Raw genomic sequence first — 17,874 nt, 5'->3', positions numbered from 1 at the left:
CGCCATGTTGTTCACCCCCCACCGCTTGGGCGCACTGACGCTGCCCAACCGTATCGTGATGCCGCCGATGACCCGCTCGCGCGCGGCTGCCGGCAATGTCGCCACCGCACAGATGGCCGAGTACTACGCGCAGCGTGCCGGTGCCGGCCTGATCGTCAGCGAAGGCACCCAGATCAGCACGCAGGGCCAGGGTTATGCCTGGACCCCGGGCATCCACAGCGACGCGCAGGTGCAGGGCTGGCGCAGGGTCACCGATGCCGTGCACGCGGCCGGTGGACGCATCTATGCCCAGCTCTGGCACGTAGGCCGGGTGTCCCATGTGGCCCTGCAGCCGGAGGGCGCGGCACCGGTCTCTTCCTCGGCACTGCTGGCGGAAGGGGTGAAGGTCTTTGTCGACCCCACCGGCGCCGGTCCGGAATCCGGCGTGGGCGAGATGATCCAGCACTCGATGCCGCGCGCGCTGGCCGAGGACGAGATTCCGGGAATCGTGGCCGACTATGCGCAGGCGACCCGCAATGCACTGGCCGCCGGCTTCGATGGCGTTGAGCTGCATGGCGCCAACGGCTATCTGATCAACCAGTTCATCGACTCGCGGGCCAACCAGCGCATCGATGGCTACGGTGGCGCGCTGCAGAATCGCCTGCGCTTCCTGCGCGAGGTGGTGCAGGCGGTGGTCGATGTCGCAGGCGGCGAGCGTGTCGGCGTGCGGCTGGCGCCGTTGACCACGCTGCAGGGGGCAGTGGACGACACGCCGCAGGCGACCTATCTGGCTGCCGCGCACCTGCTGGGCGAGCTGGGCGTGGGCTACCTGCACATCGCCGAGGCCGACTGGGAGGATGCGCCGTTGATGCCGGTGGCGTTCAAGCAGGCGCTGCGGCTGATCTATCCGGGCACGCTGATCTACGCCGGCAAGTACACCGCCGAGCGTGCCGGGCAGGCGCTGGCGGAAGGCTGGACCGACCTGATCGGCTTCGGCCGGCCGTTCATCGCCAACCCGGATCTGCCCGAGCGACTGCGCACTGGCGCGGTGTTGAATTCGCCGGATCGCGCGACGTATTTCGGGGGTGGCGCGGTCGGATTTACCGATTATCCGACGCTGGAAGAGGCGGCATTTGCCTGATGCCGGTAGTGCCGGCCGTTGGCCGGCATCCCACGGGATTCCGCATCATGGACGTTGCCGGCCAGCGGCCGGCACTACCGGAATGGGTCAGGGCATTTCGCGATCATGGACGTTGCCGGCCAGCGGCCGGCACTACCGGAATGGGTCAGGGCTTTTCGCGATCATGGATGTTGCCGGCTAGCGGCCGGCACTACCGGAATGGGTCAGGGCTTTTCGCGATCATGGGCGTTGCCGGCCAGCGGCCGGCACTACCGGAGTGCGGGCGTTGGTAGTGCCGGCCGCTGGCCGGCATCCCGGGGATGGGTCAGGGCTTATCGCGCACAAGTGCGTCGGCCTCGATCACGCCACCATCCTTGCCATGCAGGTACAGGTGCATGTCCTGCTGCGGATACGGGATGTTGATGCCGGCCTTGTCGTAGCCCAGCTTGATCTGCTCCAGCAGGGTGACCTTGGTGCCGAAGTGGTCCGCCGACTTCACGTAGCAGCGGATGCCCAGATTGATCGCATGCGCACCCAGCTCGTACACCACCACGTCCGGTGCCGGCGTCTGCAGCACGCGCGGGTCGGCCTTCATCAGCGCCAGTGCGGTATCGCGGGCGAGCTGGATATTGTCTTCGTAACCGATGCCCACCACCAGTTCGACGCGGCGGGTCGGCTCTGCCGTGAGGTTGATGATCGGTGCGGCGGTGATCAGCGTGTTGGGAATGGTGGTGTGCTGGTTGTCGGCACCGGTGATCACGGTCTGGAAAATGCGTACTTCGCGCACCGTGCCGGTCTGCCCGGCGATGGTCACCACGTCGCCCACCCGGAACGGACGCAGGGTCACCAGCATCACGCCCGAGGCGATGTTCGACAGCGAATCCTTCAGTGCCAGACCAACGGCCAAGCCGGCGGTGCCGAGCACTGCCAGCAGCGGAGTGATCTGCACACCTAGCGTGCCGATGGCCAGGATCACTACGATCACCAGCGAGGCCGCATAGACCACGTTGCGCAGGAAGCTGCCCAGCATCGGGTCCACACCCATGCGCGCGGTGGCGCGGGGCATCGCATTGGACAGGCGACGCGCCACCCACATGCCGACCAGGAACACGACGATGGCAGCGAGCAAGGGCACGCCATAGGTTTCCAGCAGGCGCTCCCAGTCGAGCGAATGGAACCAGGAGGTCGTGGCGGGGGCGGGTGGGGCAGCGGCGATCATGCGGACTCCTTGCGACGGGAACAGGTGCGACAGGAACATGGCGTGCGCGGACGCCAGAAACAGCAAGCCCCGCGAAGGCGGGGCTTGCGTGCAACTTCAGTATGGGCCGACGTCGATGAAAACGACGTCAGCCATCAAGCGTCAACAGCTCAACCCTTGGCCTTCAACTTGGCCAGGCGCAGCCAGGTATCGACCACGGTGTCCGGGTTCAGCGACACCGACTCGATGCCTTCCTGCATCAACCACTCGGCCAGATCCGGATGATCGGACGGGCCCTGGCCGCAGATGCCGACGTACTTGCCCTTGGCGCGTGCCGACTTGATCGCCATCGACAGCAGCTTCTTCACCGCAGGGTTCCGCTCATCGAACAGGTGCGCGACGATCGACGAATCGCGATCCAGGCCCAGGGTCAGCTGGGTCAGGTCGTTGGAGCCGATCGAGAAGCCGTCGAAGATCTCCAGGAACTCATCGGCGAGCAGTGCGTTGGACGGCACTTCGCACATCATGATGATCTTCAGGCCGTTCTCGCCCTGCTTCAGGCCGTTCTGTTCGAGCACCTCGACGACCTTGCGGCCTTCTTCCAGGGTGCGCACGAACGGGATCATGACCCACAGGTTGTCCAGGCCCATCTCGTTGCGCACGCGCAGCACCGCCTTGCACTCCAGTGCGAAGGCAGCCGAGAAGCTCGGGTCGACGTAACGGCTGGCGCCGCGGAAGCCGATCATCGGGTTCTCTTCGTGCGGCTCGTAGCCGCTGCCGCCGATCAGGTTGGCGTACTCGTTGGACTTGAAGTCCGACAGGCGCACGATCACCGGGTGCGGCGCGACCGAGGCAGTCAGGGTAGCGATGCCTTCGGCCAGACGGTCCACATAGAAGCCGACCGGATCGGAATAACCGGCGATCTTCTCGTCGATCTTCTTCTTGGTCGCGGCGTCCTGACGGTCGTATTCCAGCAGCGCGTTCGGGTGGATGCCGATGTGGCTGGCGATGATCATTTCCAGGCGCGCCAGGCCGATGCCGGCGTTCGGCAGCTGGCCGAAGTCGAAGGCACGTTCCGGGTTCGCCACGTTCATCATGATCTTCAACGGTGCCGGCGGCATGTTGCCCAGATCGGTGGTGGTGCGCTCGAAACCGAGCTTGCCTTCGTAGATGAAGCCGGTATCGCCTTCAGCGCAGCTGACGGTGACCAGCTGGCCATCTTCGATGACCTTGGTCGCGTTGCCCGAACCGACCACGGCCGGCACGCCCAGCTCGCGGGCGATGATCGCGGCGTGGCAGGTACGGCCACCGCGGTTGGTGACGATCGCCGATGCGCGCTTCATCACCGGCTCCCAATCAGGATCGGTCATGTCGGCGATCAGCACGTCGCCCGGCTGCACGCGGTTCATGTCTTCCAGCGTCTTCACCACACGGGCCACGCCGGCACCGATCTTGGCGCCGACGGCGCGGCCTTCGGCGAGAACGTTGCCGCCCTTTTCGGTCAGCGCGAAACGCTCGATCTGGGTGGCATGGCTGCGCGACTTCACGGTTTCCGGGCGCGCCTGCACGATGAACAGCTTGCCGCTGACACCGTCCTTGGCCCACTCGATGTCCATCGGGCGGCCGTAGTGCTTTTCGATGGTCAGCGCCTGGCGCGACAGTTCGGCCACGTCCTCATCGTTGATCGAGAAGGTGGTGCGCAGTTCGGCCGGGGTGTCCTCGATCCTGACGCGTTCGCCGGGGACATCCGAATACACCATGCGGATCGCCTTGCTGCCGAGCGAACGGCGCAGGATCGCCGGCTTGCCGGCCTGCAGGGTGGGCTTGTAGACGTAGAACTCGTCCGGGTTGACCGCACCCTGCACGACCATCTCGCCCAGGCCGAAGGACGAGGTGACGAACACCACGTCGCGGAAGCCGGATTCGGTGTCCAGGGTGAACAGCACGCCCGAAGAACCGACGCCCGAACGCACCATCAGCTGCACGCCGGCGGACAGGAACACGTCCTCGTGCTTGAAACCATGGTGCACGCGGTAGGCGATGGCACGGTCGTTGTACAGCGAGGCGAACACTTCCTTGACCTTGTGCACGACATCGTCGGCACCGGTGACGTTGAGGAAGGTTTCCTGCTGACCGGCGAAGGAAGCGTCAGGCAGATCTTCGGCGGTGGCCGAAGAACGCACGGCTACGGCCACGTCGCCGCCGCCGTTGTCGGCGCTCAGCTTGGCGTAGGCGCTGCGGATGTCCTGGTCCAGCTGCGGCTGCAGCGGAGCATCGATCACCCAGCTGCGGATCTCCTTGCCGGCCGCGGTCAGCGCGGTGACGTCCTCGACGTCCAGTGTGGCCAGCTTGTCGAAGATGCGCTTGGACAGGTCGTTGTGCGCGATGAAGTCCTTGAAGGCTTCAGACGTGGTCGCATAACCTCCAGGAACGGAGACGCCCAGACCGGCCAGGTTGCCGATCATCTCGCCCAGCGAGGAATTCTTGCCGCCTACGCGGGCCAGGTCGGCCAGACGCAGTTCGTGCAACCACAGGATGTTCTCGTTCAAGCGCGATGCTCCGTTTGGCCATCGCCCGAGGCGGGCTTGGATGGCCGCGTCCGTAGGAAGAAGCCGATATGATGCCGGGCAGACCACCGTCGGCACAAGCTTGTGTTGGCGGCCCTTTTAGGCTTCGTAGGGGGTAAATGCGCGCATGTCGACCATCCGTCCGGTGTTCTACGTTTCCGATGGAACCGGTATCACCGCTGAAACCATTGGGCATAGCCTGCTGACCCAGTTCTCCGGGTTCAGCTTCATTACCGACCGGATGTCATTTGTCGATGACCCCGAAAAAGCCCGGGAAGCCTGTGTCCGGATCCAGGCAGCGGGGGAGCGGTACCAGGTACGACCGATCGTGGTGAACTCCTGCGTGGACCAGAGCCTGAGCGTGATCCTGTCCGAAAGCGGGGCGCTGATGCTGGATGTGTTCGCCCCGTTCATCGAGCCGCTGGAGCGCGAACTGTCCAGCTCGCGCCTGAACCGGGTCGGCCAGGCCCACGGCATGGTCGACTTCGACACCTACCACCGGCGCATCAACGCGATGAACTTCGCGCTGACCCATGACGATGGCATCGCGGTCAATTACGACGACGCCGACGTGATCCTGGTGGCAGTGTCGCGGGCGGGCAAGACGCCCACCTGCATCTACCTGGCCCTGCATTACGGGGTGCGTGCGGCCAACTACCCGTTGACCGACGAGGATCTGGAGAGCGACCGCCTGCCGCCACGGCTGCGCAACTACCGACGCAAGCTGTTCGGCCTGACCATTGACCCCGACCGCCTGCAGCAGATCCGCCAGGAGCGCCGGCCCAATTCGCGCTACGCCAACCTGGACACCTGCAAGCGCGAGGTGGCCGCGGCGGAGGTCATGTTCCAGATGGAACGCATCCCGACCCTCAGCACCACCCATACCTCGATCGAAGAGATCTCCAGCAAGGTGCTGGGTACGCTGGGATTGCAGCGCGAGCTGTATTGATCTTTTCCCTCGCGCCGCGCTGCCGGCCAGCGGCCGGCACTACCAATGGGCGCTTCAACTGCGCCCTGTAGAGCCGAGCCCACGCTCGGCTGGGCCACCGGGTTCTGGCCGAAGAGCAGCCGAGCATGGGCTCGGCTCTACAGGGGTGATCGCCGTTGGCGGCTTGGCTGCGGGTTGAACCGTCCCCACGTTGAAGCACCAACGTGTAGGATCAGCCCATGGCCCGAGCATTGCCCCGTACCGAGCGCATTCCCCGCCTGAGCCGGCTGAGCTGGCTCATGGGGCTGTACGCAGAAAACTACCGCCATCTGGTGCGCCTGTTCGCTCCGGCCGAGTTGGTGGCGGGAAGCTATGTCTCTTCGGTGGGCGATGGCCTGGATGTGCGCCTGGATGTGATCGAGTGCCATCGCTACACGGTGGAACTGCGGCTGACCTATGACCTCGCCGACCCGGTGACTGGTGAACCTGACCCCTCAGCCTTTGTCCGACTGTACCGGGACGCGCGCCAGGCCGAGACCACCCACTGCTACGTCGGCCGCCGCTGGCAGGACACGATGGGCCTGTACCCTCCGCCGGCCGAACTGATCAGCCATCGCATGCGGATGAACACCTTCCTCGGCAAATGGCTGGAATACCTGGCCGAACGCGGCCATGGCGTGGCCACTCTGCGCCTTGACCCTGACGGCAACACCGTGGGTGCCGGCGACCGTCGCCTGTCGCTGGTGCGTTGATCGGCCATAATCCACGGCTGACCCGCCGCCGGACCCGCACATGCCGTATACCCCGATCGTCGCCACCCTGGGCTATGTGCTCTCGCCCGATCGTCGCCAGGTGCTGATGATCCATCGCAATACCCGGCCGGGCGACCACCACCTTGGCAAGTACAACGGCTTGGGCGGCAAGGTCGAACCGACCGAGGACGTGGCCGCCGGCATGCGCCGTGAAATCGCCGAGGAAGCCGGCATCGACTGCACGTCCATGCGCCTGCGCGGCACCATCAGCTGGCCGGGATTCGGCAAGCATGGCGAGGACTGGTTCGGTTTCGTGTTCGTCATCGACAGCTTCGAGGGTGCCCCGCACGGCGGCAACCACGAAGGCACCCTGGAGTGGGTGGACGTGGACAAGCTCGACCAGCTGCCGATGTGGGAGGGCGACCGCAACTTCCTGCCGCTGGTGTTCGATGCCGATCCGCGCCCGTTCCACGGTGTGATGCCTTACCGGGATGGACGCATGCAGAGCTGGTCCTTCAGCCGTCTTTGACGCGGTGAGCAGATCAGATTGAAGGCTGATCCTGATCCCTTGATTGAGCACCGGCCATGCCCGGCATGCTCATGGATGTGATGGTCGATTAATACCCGGGCAATATTTGACGTCCTTAAATTACCCGGGTAATATTTGCGCATCCTCACTGATGCCATTGTCATGCCAGCATCCCGACTCGCCCCTTTCAGCTGTTTCGACGGCCATCGCCTGGTCGTCTCTGGTACGCCGGAAGCGGCCGCACTGGCACTCAAGCAGTTGCGCGTGGCCAACGCGTCCGGTCCACTGCTGGTGTTCGACAACGCCACCGGCCGTACCCACGATTTCGATACCCGTGGCAGTGATGCGCAACTGCTGGTGCGTGTTGCCAAGGCGTTTCCAGCGGCCGTCGAAGTGGACGACGGCCCCATGGTCGATGACGCGTCCGTCGTCCCGCGTGGCCGCGGACGTCCCAAGCTGGGTGTGATCGCCCGCGAGGTGACTCTGCTGCCTCGTCACTGGGCATGGCTGGCCGAACAGCCGGGCGGTGCCTCGGTGGTGCTGCGCCGGCTGGTGGAAGCGGCCAGGCGCGCCGGTGCGGACAAGGACCGCACGCGCCGCTACACCGAGCGCGCCTATCACTTCCTGCAGGCCATCGCCGGTGACCTGCCGGGCTTCGAAGAGGTCATCCGCGTGCTGTTCGCGCGTGATCGCGCCGGGCTTGAGGCAGCGCTGCAGTCCTGGCCAGCGGATGTGCGCAGCCACGCCCTGTGCCTTGCCTTCGATGACGCTGCGGACGGCGACGACTGAATCACCGCGCGGCGCGTGATTCAGTCCTCCTGATCGCGGGCTGCGCCCCATCCCCTGTGTGCTTCCTTTGCTGGCGGAGATGCCGGGCAGGGCGGCGCCTTGCCCATGGAATCCCATGAACTCTGCTTCCAACCCGATGTCCCCGGCGATGACGCCACCGCTGTGGCGCAGCTACCTGGCCCTGCTGTTGCCGATGCTGCTGACCAATGCGTTGCAGCTGGCCGCAGGCACGCTCGACAACATCTACCTTGGCCATCTGCTGGGCACGCAGGCGGTAGCCGCCGCCGCCGCGTTCTTCCCCGTCTTCTTCCTGTTGCTGGCATTGGTGATGGGTCTGGCAACCGGGGCCATGGTGCTGATCGGACAGGCGTGGGGTAGTGGCAGGCCGCAACAGGCGCAGGCTGTCGCTGGCAGCGCGGTGGCCCTGGTGCTGATGTTGTCGGCGCTGGTGATGGCGGTGGGTGGCATCTTCGCGCCGCAACTGCTGGTGGCACTGGGAACACCCGCGCCGATCCTGGCCGAGGCCATCGTCTATGCGCGCATCGTGTTGCTGGGGGCGCCGGTGTTTTTCCTGCTGTGGCTGGCCACCGCCGTCAGTCGGGCAGTGGGAGATGCGAAGACGCCGCTGCATGCCCTGTTGCTGGCTACCGTGGTCGGCCTGTTGTGCACGCCGCTGTTGATCCTGGGCTGGGCCGGCCTGCCGAAGCTGGGGGCCGCCAGTGCGGCCTTGTCGGCAGTGTTCGCCTCAGCGCTGGCGCTGGGCTGGTTGCTGTGGCGCTGGCATTGCGTCGGTCATCCGCTCGCTCCAGGCCGGGAGCTGCTCGGTGCCATTCGTTTCGATGGGGCGCTGGTGCGTTCGATGCTGCGCATTGGTGCGCCATCTTCCCTGCAGATGCTCGGTCTGGCCATCGCCGAGATCGTGCTGCTGGGCTGGATCAACAACCATGGCTACCAAGCGACCGCCGCGTATGGTGCGGTCAACCAGTTGATGAGCTGGGTACAGCTGCCGGCCATGTCGCTCGGCATCACCGCCACCATCCTCGCCGCCCACGCGATGGGCGCGGGTCGGGCGACGCGGCTGCCGGAGATCGCCCGCACCGGTGTGCTGCTGGGCCTGGGTCTGTTGACGCTTGTGCTGGCTCTGGCAGTCGGGTTGGCGCCGTGGCTGGCTGGGCTGATCCTGGATGCGCCGACGGTGCGGGAACTGGCGGTCCAGCAGTTGCGCACGGTTGTGTGGGGCGTGCTGGCGATGGGAATCAGCGCGGTGCTGGTCGGAGTGATGCGCGGCAGCGGCGTCGTGCTGCTGCCGGCGCTGGCGGGAGTGGCCGCTGTCCTGCTGCTGGAGCTGCCGTTGGCGATGTGGCTGCAGGCGCGGCATGGCTTGGCTGGGCTGTGGTGGGCCTGGCCGCTGGGGTTGCTGGCGATGCTGTTGCTGCAGCTGCTGTGTTTCTTCGGCTGGAGGCGCCGGCTTGCTGTTCGAGCCTGAGCCAGAGCACATGCGGAGCGGGGCGGGGCCTGTGACGTTCCTGCATTCCGCTATCGCCCAAGCGTCAGCAGAGCAGCCTTTTGCTGTTCAAGCGGCCTGCATTACCGGCGGCGCGCCAGCAGCAGGTGGAAGTGCTTTTCCCGCTGCTGGCCGTCATTGCCGGCTGTGCATTCGCGATGCGAGCGCCATGCCGTGACGCTGAAACCGGACACCCGCAGCGCCAGCTCCACGGCATCCAGCTCATGCAGTTCGAAGTCGGCGGCGAAGGGCAGGCTGCGCATGAATCCAGCATCGCCGAAGGCCAGGCATAGCCGGCCGCCGCGATGCAGCACCCGCGCCAGTTCGTCCAGCACGGGCGCCAGGTTCGGCCAGAAGTACAGGGTGTTGACCGCCAGCGCAGCATCGACGCAGGCATCCGCCAAGGGCAGGGCATGCGCATCGCCCTCGCGCAGCGCGGCACGCCCGGCCAGGCCGCTGGCGGCAAGACGCCGGTTGCCGGCGTCGACCATGGCACTGGACAGCTCGACGCCCACGTAGCGACTGCCACTGGCCTGCAGCAGCAGCGGCGCAAAGGCGGCGTTGCCTGGGCCGATCTCCAGCACCTGCTCCTCGGGAGCCACCGCCAGCAACGCGATTGCTGCTTGGTTGAGGGCGCCGTTGCTGTGGTTCATCGATTCGCCCACGGCCAGCGCGGCTTCGCCATGGGGCTGCCGCAACTGCGCGGCAAGGGTGCGTGCATCCAGCATCAACATCGTCCGTGGGTAAGGAGTCGGACGTGGCGGCGGCGGGTCCGCCGCAGACCATAGCGCCAGCAGATCGGCTTGGGAAGTAGGGAAACCCCGGCCTGAGGTGATGAGGAAATGTCCAACGTCGCAGTCGGTGAGAGCCACTTGTCCACAGGGGGTGTGGATTACGCGTGGGCAACTTTGTGGATAAGCACTGGCAGGCGCCACCCCCCTAGGCTGTCAAGATGGGTGGCGAAAAATTCACCGCCGGTGAGGATCGGTGAGTGACGGGTGAAGGGCGGGGGCGGCCCACGCTATTGCCGGTGGCGGCGCTCGCGGTACCCTGTGGGCCTTGATGCCCCGTGAGACTTCATGAAACGTCACTTCTCGATGCTGCGCGAGTTCCATCTGGCGGACTGGTTCACCCTCGCCAACGCTTTCTGCGGCACCGGCGCGGTGTTTGCCGCGATGCGTTTCCTGCAGGATGGCGAGCGCGGCTATCTGCTGTTCGGCATGGCGCTGATCCCGCTGGCTTTCATTTTCGATGCACTGGACGGCCGCATCGCGCGCTGGCGCAAGTCCAGTTCGACGCTGGGCCGCGAGCTCGACTCGCTGTCGGACGTCATTTCCTTCGGGGTCGCGCCCGCAGCGCTGGCCTATGCCTGTGGCATGCAGGGGGGCTGGGACTGGCTGGTGCTGAGCTACTTCGTCTGCTGCGGCGTCAGCCGCTTGGCTCGCTACAACGTAACCGCCGAGGCGATGAGCGGTGACGAAGGCAAGGTGAAGTACTTCGAGGGAACGCCGATTCCCACCAGCCTGGCGCTGGTGATCGTGCTGGCGATTGCCGCTGGCACCGATGCCATCGGCCACGACCTGTGGCTGGGCCAGTGGCAGATCGGCCCCTGGCAGTTGCATCCGTTGGTGCTGCTGTTCGCGCTGTCCGGGTCGCTGATGATCAGCAAGACCCTGCGCATTCCCAAGCCATGATCCAACCCTGCGGAGGAGCGCGATGACCAGCTCGGCCAACGACGCCGGCAGCAGCGATTTCGAGAACCTGGCCCGGCAGTACTTCGGTGCTTGGGGCGATGCGCTGCGCCACGCGACTGTGCCGGGAGCGCCTGCTGGCGACGACCCGGGCAGCTGGAAGCGCCTGTTCGACTGGTGGGGGCAGCTGCTGCCCGAGACCGGGGCGGCCGCGCCGGAAGAGGCCGTGCGGCGGTTCCGCGAACAGGCTGGCAGCTGGTACGGGACGATGCAGGAAGTGGCTGCACGCTTTGCTGGCCGCGATGCCAGCAGTGCCGAGGTGGCCCAGGCCTGGCGTGAAGCGGTGAAGGGGCAGGGTGACGGCATGCTGCAGTGGATGCTGCAGGGCGCCCGTGGCAGCACCCACGCCGGCGCTGCTCCGCCCGAGTTCATGGCGTGGTTCCAGCAGTTGCAGACGCTGGCCGGTCCTTGGCTGCAGAGCCCGGCGTTCGGGCCCGGCCGCGAGCACCAGGCGCGGTGGCAGGCCCTGCTGCGCGCGCAGGAGGAGTACCAGCATCACTCGCAGGCCTATGTCGAGCAGATCAAGCAGGCGCTGGAAGAGGCATTCGACCTGTTCGAACAGCGCCTGGCCGAGCATGAGCAGCCCGGCAGCCAGCTGACCAGCGCACGAGCGATGTTCGATCTGTGGATCGAAGTGGCCGAGGAGGCCTACGCCAAGGTCGCCATGTCTGCTCCGTTCCAGCAGATCTACGCGGCGCTGGGCAATGCGCAGATGCGCCTGCGCGCGGGGCTGCAACGCGAGGTGGAACAGATGAGTGAACGCATCGGCCTGCCGACCCGCACCGAGATGGATGCCGCCCACCGTCGCATCGCCGAGCTCGAGCGCAATCTGCGCCGGCTGCAGGCACAGGTGGCGGTGCTTGCCGGTACCGATGCGGTTGATCCGGTGGCCCAGCCGGCGCCTGCGAGGGTGAAGCCCGTCGCGCGCAAGCCTGCCGCGAAGAAGGCTGCAGCGAAGAAGCCTGCTGCGAAGAAAGCGCCAGCGAAGAAGGCCGCCACCCGCGCGACCACGCGGAAGTCGTAAGCCATGAAAGGACCGCTGGGCTTCAATGCCGATGACCTGATGCAGGAGACCCTGGCCATGCAGCGCAAGCTGATGGAAGGGTTGAAGCTGTTGCCGCAGGTGGAGGATGTCGACTATGGCGCCACCGCCCGCGAAGAAGTCTGGCGCGATGGCAAAGTGGTGCTGTATCGCTTCGTCGGCGAGAACGCGCCGGTGCGGCGCACACCGCTGCTGATCGTGTACGCACTGGTCAACCGCCCGTACATGGTGGACCTGCAGGCCGATCGGTCGCTGGTGCAGAAGCTGCTGGCATTGGGCCAGGACGTATATGTGCTGGACTGGGGTTATCCGGACCGTTCCGAACGCTACCAGACACTTGAGGACTATCTGCTGCGCTACATCGATGGCGCGGTGGATGCGCTGCGCGCGCGCAGTGGTGGAACGGTCGACATGCTCGGCATCTGCCAGGGCGGCGTGTTCGCCCTGTGCTACGCCGCACTGCGGCGGCAGAAGCTGGGCAACCTGATCACCATGGTCACCCCGGTCGACTTCCAGACCGCCGACAACATGTTGTCGCACTGGGCCCAGCAGGTGGATGTGGATCTGCTGGTGGATACGCTGGGCAACATCCCGGCCGATCTGATGAATGCCAGCTACCTGATGCTCAAGCCATTCCGCCTGAACGTGCAGAAGTACGTGGGCCTGCTCGACATCCTCGATGACAAGGCGGCGCTGGAGGATTTCCTGCGCATGGAAAAGTGGATCTTCGACTCGCCGGACCTCGCGGGTGAAGCCTTCCGCGAGTTCATCAAGCAGTTCTACCAGGGCAACGGCCTGGTCAATGGCACCGTGCGCATCGGCGAAGAGGCGGTGGATCTGTCGCAGGTGACCCTGCCGGTGCTGAACATCTACGCCGAACAGGATCATCTGGTGCCACCGGATGCATCGCGCGCGATGCGTGGCCGGCTGGGCACGCAGGACTACACCGAATCCAGTTTCCGCGGTGGGCATATCGGCATCTACGTCTCCGGCCGCGCGCAGCGCGAAGTGCCGGCGACCATCGACAACTGGCTGAAGGAACGCACGCCATGAAGTATTCGCCTTTGGTCGCGCTTGCGCTGGCCCTTGCATCGGGCGTTGCCGGCGCAGCGCCGAGCGCCGATGCGCGCCGCGAGATCACGCAGCTGATTGGCAGCCTGGACGGCTCTCAGTGCCAGTTCCAGCGCAATGGCAGCTGGTACGGTCCCGCCGATGCGCGGGCTCACCTGCAGCGCAAGTACGACTACCTGCTGAAGAAGGACATGGTCGACACCGCCGAGCAGTTCATCGAGCGTGCGGCCAGCCAGAGCAGCATGAGTGGCAAGGCGTACCGGATCCGTTGCCCCGGCCAGCCCGAACAGACCTCGGCGGCGTGGTTCGGCGCGCGCCTGCAGGCGTTGCGCCAACGCACGCCGTAGACACGGCAGGCGCTACAGTGGCCGCAGCCAGTCAGCCGGGAGACCTCGCCATGAACGCTGTGCCGCGCACCCTGTCGCGCTCGCTGAACGACCGCATGATCGCCGGGGTGATGGGCGGCATCGCCCATCGTTTCGGCTGGAACCCGACCCTGGTACGGGTGCTGTACGTGGTGATCTCGCTGGCGTCGGCCGCCTTCCCGGGCATCCTGATCTACCTGCTGCTGTGGCTGCTGATCCCAAACGAGGCCGATTGAACGCCGCGTCCCGGCCCTGGCCGATCTGGCTGCGCGCGCTGCAGGTGCTGGGCGCGCTGTGGACCGTGCCCAATACCCTGATCGGCCTGCTTGGCGGTCTGGCCGGGTTGCTGGGTGGTGCGAAGATGCGCTGGAGCGGTCGTGATTGCGCGGTGGTGTTCGACCATTGGCCGTGGGGCCCGGGCGGAGCGATCACCCTGGGCAACGTGATCCTGCACACCGGCCACGACCTGGGCATGTGTTGCCGTACCTACGCCCATCAAGCGGGGTGGGGCGTGGAGCCGTTGATCCGGCTGGATGACCATGAACGCGCGCACGTGTACCAGTACCTGGTGCTGGGGCCGCTGTACCTGCCGGTGTATCTGCTGTGTGGTGGCGTCAGTGCGCGTAACCCGTTCGAGCGCGCGGCTGATCATTACGCCCGGTTCGGGCAGGGCTGGTGGCCGTAGTTTCCAGCCAACGGCGCGGCCCCTCGTGGGTGGTCGCGTAGAGCGATTCATGTGATTGGGTCGGGCCGGTGGGTTGCGCAGGGGCCGCTGCAAGTACGTCCCTGTAAGCTCGGTCGCCGCATCCATGCGGCTCACGCCCCTGCGCAACCCACCCGCCCGACCCCTGACAGTTTCTCGGCGCGTCCACCCACGGAAAAGAAAAAGAACAGCAGAAGCGGGACGCGCGCTGCGCTTGCTCGTCTAGAGCCGAGCCTGCGCTCGGCTTCGCGGACTGGCTTGAACGCAGCCGAGCGTGGGCTCGGCTCTACAAGAAACGGCCGGCCAGGCCGCTTTTGCTTTTGATCTTCTTTTTCTTCTCCGTGGGTGGACGCGCACGGAAATTGTCAGGGGTCGGGTGGGATGGGGTCGCGGGACCGTTGGCGCCATGGATGGCGCCATCGAGCCCCCAAGGACGGGTTTACGGCGTGTCCCGCGACCCCATCCCGCCCGGCCCAATCACATGAATCGCTCTACGCGGCCACCTACGAGGGGCTGCGCCGTTGGCTGGAATCCCCTCCATTCGTTAGCCGGAAGTTAAAGATCCGTAAGCATTCTGCTGCTATCCCGCAGTCATCTGCATGCAACCGATCGTCATTAGCCTTCGTGACGTTCCAGTCAGCTTGGTCGCGGTAAGCTCTACCCCGATGAGCTCGCAAGTACCGCTCATCGTGTGCAGTACGCAGTAGCAATTTGGAGGAAGACATCACATGGCAATCGTTCTTTATGTCGGTGGTAGCAAGGATGGCGAGAAGGGCGTGGTGCCCTACGGCTTCAGCAAATCCCGCGCCGATACCGCGCTGGGGCCGGAGTTCTACACGGAGCGGTTCATGGAACTGCAGGGTGTCGGCAAGGTCCGCCTGATGGCGCTTGAGAGCCTGCGTGACGACATCGTCATGCAGCGTGCCGCCCGCCACTACCGCTGATCTTCGTACTACGCGGCAGGACGCGCCCCACCATCGCGCGTCCGCGCCGGCATCCCAGCCCCGGGGCCAGTCCGAGCCCCACTTGCCAGGATGCCGGCGTCCGATCCGGACCCGCCGCCTGAACCGTCGTTCTGTCAACGCCTTGTCCCTGCCGCCTGCGCATTGCAAGAATGGGCCTTTCCCGCAATGCGGCCCAGGCCGGAAACAATGCACGACGCCAAGCACGCCCAGCGCCAGCTCGCCCAGCAGATCGCCCAGACCATCGCCGTTGAAATCGGTGCCCAGACCGCCCAGGTCAGCGCCGCCGTCGGCCTGCTCGATGAAGGCGCCAGCGTTCCGTTCATCGCCCGCTACCGCAAGGAAGTCACCGGAGGCTTGGACGACACCCAGCTGCGCAACCTGGAAACCCGCCTGACCTACCTGCGCGAGCTGGAAGACCGCCGTGCGGCGGTGCTGGCCAGCATCGGCGAACAGGGCAAGCTCAGCGATGAGCTGCGCAACGAGATCCTCGCTGCCGACACCAAGAGCCGGCTGGAAGATCTGTACCTGCCTTACAAGCCCAAGCGCCGCACCCGCGCGCAGATCGCCCGCGAAGCCGGACTGGAGCCGTTGGCCGACGGCCTGTTGGGCGATCCCACGCGGGACCCGCAGGTCTTTGCCGCCACGTTCGTGGATGCCGACAAGGGTGTGGCCGATACCAAGGCCGCGCTGGAAGGTGCCCGTGCGATCCTGATGGAGCGTTGGGGCGAGGACGCCACGCTGGTAGGTGAACTGCGCAGCTGGTTGAGCGAGCAGGGCGTGATCCGTGCCCGCGTTGCCGAGGGCAAGGAAACCGAGGGTGCCAAGTACCGCGACTATTTCGAACACGCCGAGTCGCTGGCGAAGATCCCCTCGCACCGGTTGCTGGCGTTGTTCCGTGCGCGCCGCGAGGAGATCCTGTTCCTGGAACTGGACCCGGGCAAGGATGCTGAGGCGGGACATCAGTACGCTGAAGGGCGCGTGGCGCACAACGCGGGCATTCGCGATGCGGGGCGCCCCGGTGATCGCTGGCTGCTGGATGCCTGTCGCCTGACCTGGCGGGCGAAGCTGCACATGCACCTGCTGCTGGACCTGTTCAACCAGGCCCGCGAGAAGGCCGAGGCTGAAGCCATCGCGGTGTTCGGCGACAACCTCAAGGATCTGCTGCTGGCCGCGCCGGCTGGCCCGAAAAGCGTGCTGGGCCTGGACCCGGGCATCCGCACCGGCTGCAAGATCGCGGTGGTCGACGCCACCGGCAAGCTGGTCGCCACCGATACCATCTACCCGCACGAACCCCGCCGGCAGTGGGAGCAGTCGCTGCAGACGATCAAGCAGCTGTGCGCCAAGCACAACGTACAGCTGATCGCGATCGGCAACGGCACTGCCAGTCGCGAGACCGACAAGCTGGCCGGTGAAGCCATCAAGGCGCTGGGTGACAACGCACCGCAGAAGATCGTGGTCAGCGAGGCCGGGGCTTCGGTGTATTCGGCGTCGGAAACGGCGGCCAAGGAGTTCCCCGACCTGGACGTGTCGATCCGTGGCGCGGTATCGATCGCGCGCCGTCTGCAGGACCCGCTGGCCGAGCTGGTGAAGATCGAGCCGAAGGCGATCGGCGTCGGGCAGTACCAGCACGACGTGGATCAGTACCGCCTGGCGCGTGCGCTGGATGCGCGCGTGGAGGACTGCGTGAACGCTGTTGGCGTGTACGTCAACACTGCTTCGGCGGCGCTGCTGTCGCGCGTGTCAGGTTTGTCGTCGACGGTGGCCGAGAACATCGTGCGCCACCGCGATGACAACGGTCCGTTCAAGCGTCGCAAGGACCTGTTGAAGGTGTCGCGCTTGGGCGAGAAAACGTTCGAGCAATGTGCGGGCTTCCTGCGCATCGCCGATGGTGATCAGCCGCTGGATGCATCGTCGGTGCACCCGGAAGCCTACCCGGTGGTCGAGCGCATCGTGGCCAGCACCGCTCGCCCGATCAAGGCGCTGATCGGCGACGGCAGCTTCCTGCGCGGGTTGAAGGCCGAGCAGTTCACCGACGAAACGTTCGGTGTGCCGACCGTGCGCGACATCCTCAAGGAACTGGAAAAGCCCGGCCGTGATCCGCGCCCGGAGTTCAAGGCGGCCCGTTTCGCCGATGGCGTCGAGGACATCAAGGACCTGCGCGAGGGCATGGTGCTGGAAGGTGTGGTCAGCAACGTGGCCGCCTTCGGTGCATTCGTCGATATCGGCGTACACCAGGACGGGCTGATCCACATCTCGGCGCTGTCGGATACCTACGTGAAAGATCCGCGCGACGTGGTCAAGGCCGGCGACATCGTCAAGGTGAAGGTGCTGGAGGTGGACGTGCCGCGCAAGCGCATCGCCCTGACCCGTCGCCTGGATGACACGCCCGGCCAGGCCACCAGCCGCCCGGGCAGCCGCGACGAGCGCAGCCAGGGTCAGGCGCCACGTCGTGACGCTGGCAACCCCGGGCAGGGGCGTGGCCAGGGTCGCACCCCGGGCAATGGTGGGCGCCCGGCACAGGCTTCGCCACCCGCCAACAATGCCTTGGCTGAGGCCTTCGCCCGGGCCAAGCGCAGCTGAGTCTGCCGTCCCCCTCCCGCCGCGGCGGGGT

17 protein-coding genes are annotated in these 17,874 nt (G+C 66.0%); 14 read left to right on the top strand and 3 right to left on the bottom strand.

Annotated features, from left to right (window positions below):
- Positions 1–4: 4 nt before the first annotated feature.
- On the top strand, positions 5–1,120 hold the full coding sequence (locus ACQ5SA_RS03455; protein WP_499312672.1) for an alkene reductase: 1,116 nt from the start codon (positions 5–7) through the stop codon (positions 1,118–1,120).
- Positions 1,121–1,424: 304 nt separating this feature from the next.
- Here ACQ5SA_RS03455 and ACQ5SA_RS03450 read toward each other — a convergent pair whose 3' ends face one another.
- Both ACQ5SA_RS03450 and ppsA read right to left on the bottom strand, forming a co-directional pair.
- Complete coding sequence (locus ACQ5SA_RS03450; protein WP_499312670.1) at positions 1,425–2,318, bottom strand: mechanosensitive ion channel family protein; 894 nt, start codon at positions 2,316–2,318, stop codon at positions 1,425–1,427.
- Between the two features lie 149 nt (positions 2,319–2,467).
- Positions 2,468–4,846 carry a phosphoenolpyruvate synthase gene (gene ppsA, locus ACQ5SA_RS03445; protein ID WP_499312669.1) on the bottom strand — a complete coding sequence of 793 codons (2,379 nt, stop codon included), beginning with the start codon at positions 4,844–4,846 and terminating at the stop codon, positions 2,468–2,470.
- A 145-nt stretch (positions 4,847–4,991) separates the two neighbouring features.
- Here ppsA and ppsR point away from each other — a divergent pair, with 145 nt between their 5' ends.
- The 5 genes from ppsR to ACQ5SA_RS03420 all read left to right on the top strand — a co-directional run bounded on the left by ppsR (position 4,992) and on the right by ACQ5SA_RS03420 (position 9,348).
- Positions 4,992–5,813 (top strand): posphoenolpyruvate synthetase regulatory kinase/phosphorylase PpsR, encoded by an 822-nt coding sequence (gene ppsR / locus ACQ5SA_RS03440; RefSeq protein ID WP_154880768.1) that lies wholly within the window; start codon positions 4,992–4,994, stop codon positions 5,811–5,813.
- Positions 5,814–6,031: 218 nt separating this feature from the next.
- Positions 6,032–6,544: a DUF1249 domain-containing protein gene (locus ACQ5SA_RS03435; protein ID WP_100552867.1), complete on the top strand. Its 513-nt coding sequence runs from the start codon at positions 6,032–6,034 to the stop codon at positions 6,542–6,544.
- 40 nt (positions 6,545–6,584) lie between these two features.
- Complete coding sequence (locus ACQ5SA_RS03430; protein ID WP_353100273.1) at positions 6,585–7,073, top strand: NUDIX hydrolase; 489 nt, start codon at positions 6,585–6,587, stop codon at positions 7,071–7,073.
- A gap of 162 nt (positions 7,074–7,235) precedes the next feature.
- Positions 7,236–7,862, top strand: a complete 627-nt coding sequence (locus ACQ5SA_RS03425) for a DUF2239 family protein (RefSeq protein ID WP_499312666.1) — start codon at positions 7,236–7,238, stop codon at positions 7,860–7,862.
- Positions 7,863–7,977: 115 nt separating this feature from the next.
- A complete protein-coding gene (locus tag ACQ5SA_RS03420) occupies positions 7,978–9,348 on the top strand; it encodes an MATE family efflux transporter (RefSeq protein ID WP_499312665.1) in 1,371 nt (456 codons plus the stop codon).
- A gap of 101 nt (positions 9,349–9,449) precedes the next feature.
- Here ACQ5SA_RS03420 and ACQ5SA_RS03415 read toward each other — a convergent pair whose 3' ends face one another.
- Positions 9,450–10,100 (bottom strand): class I SAM-dependent methyltransferase, encoded by a 651-nt coding sequence (locus tag ACQ5SA_RS03415; protein ID WP_499312663.1) that lies wholly within the window; start codon positions 10,098–10,100, stop codon positions 9,450–9,452.
- 345 nt (positions 10,101–10,445) lie between these two features.
- On the opposite strand from ACQ5SA_RS03415, the gene ACQ5SA_RS03410 reads away from it, so the two are divergent.
- The 8 genes from ACQ5SA_RS03410 to ACQ5SA_RS03375 all read left to right on the top strand — a co-directional run bounded on the left by ACQ5SA_RS03410 (position 10,446) and on the right by ACQ5SA_RS03375 (position 17,843).
- Positions 10,446–11,060: a CDP-alcohol phosphatidyltransferase family protein gene (locus ACQ5SA_RS03410; protein WP_025879258.1), complete on the top strand. Its 615-nt coding sequence runs from the start codon at positions 10,446–10,448 to the stop codon at positions 11,058–11,060.
- A 22-nt stretch (positions 11,061–11,082) separates the two neighbouring features.
- The gene (gene phaE, locus ACQ5SA_RS03405) at positions 11,083–12,141 is read left to right on the top strand and encodes a class III poly(R)-hydroxyalkanoic acid synthase subunit PhaE (protein ID WP_499312660.1); all 1,059 of its coding nucleotides are present in this window, start codon (positions 11,083–11,085) and stop codon (positions 12,139–12,141) included.
- 3 nt (positions 12,142–12,144) lie between these two features.
- Positions 12,145–13,212 carry a class III poly(R)-hydroxyalkanoic acid synthase subunit PhaC gene (locus ACQ5SA_RS03400; RefSeq protein WP_025879256.1) on the top strand — a complete coding sequence of 356 codons (1,068 nt, stop codon included), beginning with the start codon at positions 12,145–12,147 and terminating at the stop codon, positions 13,210–13,212.
- A complete protein-coding gene (locus ACQ5SA_RS03395; RefSeq protein ID WP_230113314.1) occupies positions 13,209–13,577 on the top strand; it encodes a YfeK family protein in 369 nt (122 codons plus the stop codon). Before ACQ5SA_RS03400 ends, ACQ5SA_RS03395 begins: the two co-directional genes overlap by 4 nt.
- A 50-nt stretch (positions 13,578–13,627) precedes the next feature.
- On the top strand, positions 13,628–13,831 hold the full coding sequence (locus ACQ5SA_RS03390; protein WP_089235996.1) for a PspC domain-containing protein: 204 nt from the start codon (positions 13,628–13,630) through the stop codon (positions 13,829–13,831).
- Positions 13,828–14,280 carry a hypothetical protein gene (locus ACQ5SA_RS03385; protein WP_089235995.1) on the top strand — a complete coding sequence of 151 codons (453 nt, stop codon included), beginning with the start codon at positions 13,828–13,830 and terminating at the stop codon, positions 14,278–14,280. The genes ACQ5SA_RS03390 and ACQ5SA_RS03385 overlap by 4 nt, the downstream gene beginning before the upstream one ends.
- Positions 14,281–15,026: 746 nt before the next feature.
- Positions 15,027–15,242 (top strand): hypothetical protein, encoded by a 216-nt coding sequence (locus tag ACQ5SA_RS03380; protein ID WP_025879252.1) that lies wholly within the window; start codon positions 15,027–15,029, stop codon positions 15,240–15,242.
- Positions 15,243–15,449: 207 nt separating this feature from the next.
- A complete protein-coding gene (locus ACQ5SA_RS03375) occupies positions 15,450–17,843 on the top strand; it encodes a Tex family protein (RefSeq protein WP_353100263.1) in 2,394 nt (797 codons plus the stop codon).
- Positions 17,844–17,874: the final 31 nt, after the last annotated feature.

The sequence above is a fragment of the Stenotrophomonas indicatrix genome, from assembly GCF_050573115.1.
GTDB classification, from domain to species: domain Bacteria; phylum Pseudomonadota; class Gammaproteobacteria; order Xanthomonadales; family Xanthomonadaceae; genus Stenotrophomonas; species Stenotrophomonas lactitubi_A.
Note: the sequence above shows the minus strand (reverse complement) of the source record. Positions and strands in the feature narration are given on the sequence as shown.

Bases quoted from the DNA above. Each gene is read 5' to 3' on its own strand.
- ACQ5SA_RS03455 (WP_499312672.1), top strand. From the start codon at position 5: ATGTTGTTCACCCCCCACCGCTTGGGCGCACTGACGCTGCCCAACCGT.
- ACQ5SA_RS03450 (WP_499312670.1), bottom strand. From the start codon at position 2,318: ATGATCGCCGCTGCCCCACCCGCCCCCGCCACGACCTCCTGGTTCCAT.
- ppsR (WP_154880768.1), top strand. From the start codon at position 4,992: ATGTCGACCATCCGTCCGGTGTTCTACGTTTCCGATGGAACCGGTATC.
- ACQ5SA_RS03435 (WP_100552867.1), top strand. From the start codon at position 6,032: ATGGCCCGAGCATTGCCCCGTACCGAGCGCATTCCCCGCCTGAGCCGG.
- ACQ5SA_RS03430 (WP_353100273.1), top strand. From the start codon at position 6,585: ATGCCGTATACCCCGATCGTCGCCACCCTGGGCTATGTGCTCTCGCCC.
- ACQ5SA_RS03425 (WP_499312666.1), top strand. From the start codon at position 7,236: ATGCCAGCATCCCGACTCGCCCCTTTCAGCTGTTTCGACGGCCATCGC.
- ACQ5SA_RS03420 (WP_499312665.1), top strand. From the start codon at position 7,978: ATGAACTCTGCTTCCAACCCGATGTCCCCGGCGATGACGCCACCGCTG.
- ACQ5SA_RS03415 (WP_499312663.1), bottom strand. From the start codon at position 10,100: ATGTTGATGCTGGATGCACGCACCCTTGCCGCGCAGTTGCGGCAGCCC.
- ACQ5SA_RS03410 (WP_025879258.1), top strand. From the start codon at position 10,446: ATGAAACGTCACTTCTCGATGCTGCGCGAGTTCCATCTGGCGGACTGG.
- phaE (WP_499312660.1), top strand. From the start codon at position 11,083: ATGACCAGCTCGGCCAACGACGCCGGCAGCAGCGATTTCGAGAACCTG.
- ACQ5SA_RS03400 (WP_025879256.1), top strand. From the start codon at position 12,145: ATGAAAGGACCGCTGGGCTTCAATGCCGATGACCTGATGCAGGAGACC.
- ACQ5SA_RS03395 (WP_230113314.1), top strand. From the start codon at position 13,209: ATGAAGTATTCGCCTTTGGTCGCGCTTGCGCTGGCCCTTGCATCGGGC.
- ACQ5SA_RS03390 (WP_089235996.1), top strand. From the start codon at position 13,628: ATGAACGCTGTGCCGCGCACCCTGTCGCGCTCGCTGAACGACCGCATG.
- ACQ5SA_RS03380 (WP_025879252.1), top strand. From the start codon at position 15,027: ATGGCAATCGTTCTTTATGTCGGTGGTAGCAAGGATGGCGAGAAGGGC.
- ACQ5SA_RS03375 (WP_353100263.1), top strand. From the start codon at position 15,450: ATGCACGACGCCAAGCACGCCCAGCGCCAGCTCGCCCAGCAGATCGCC.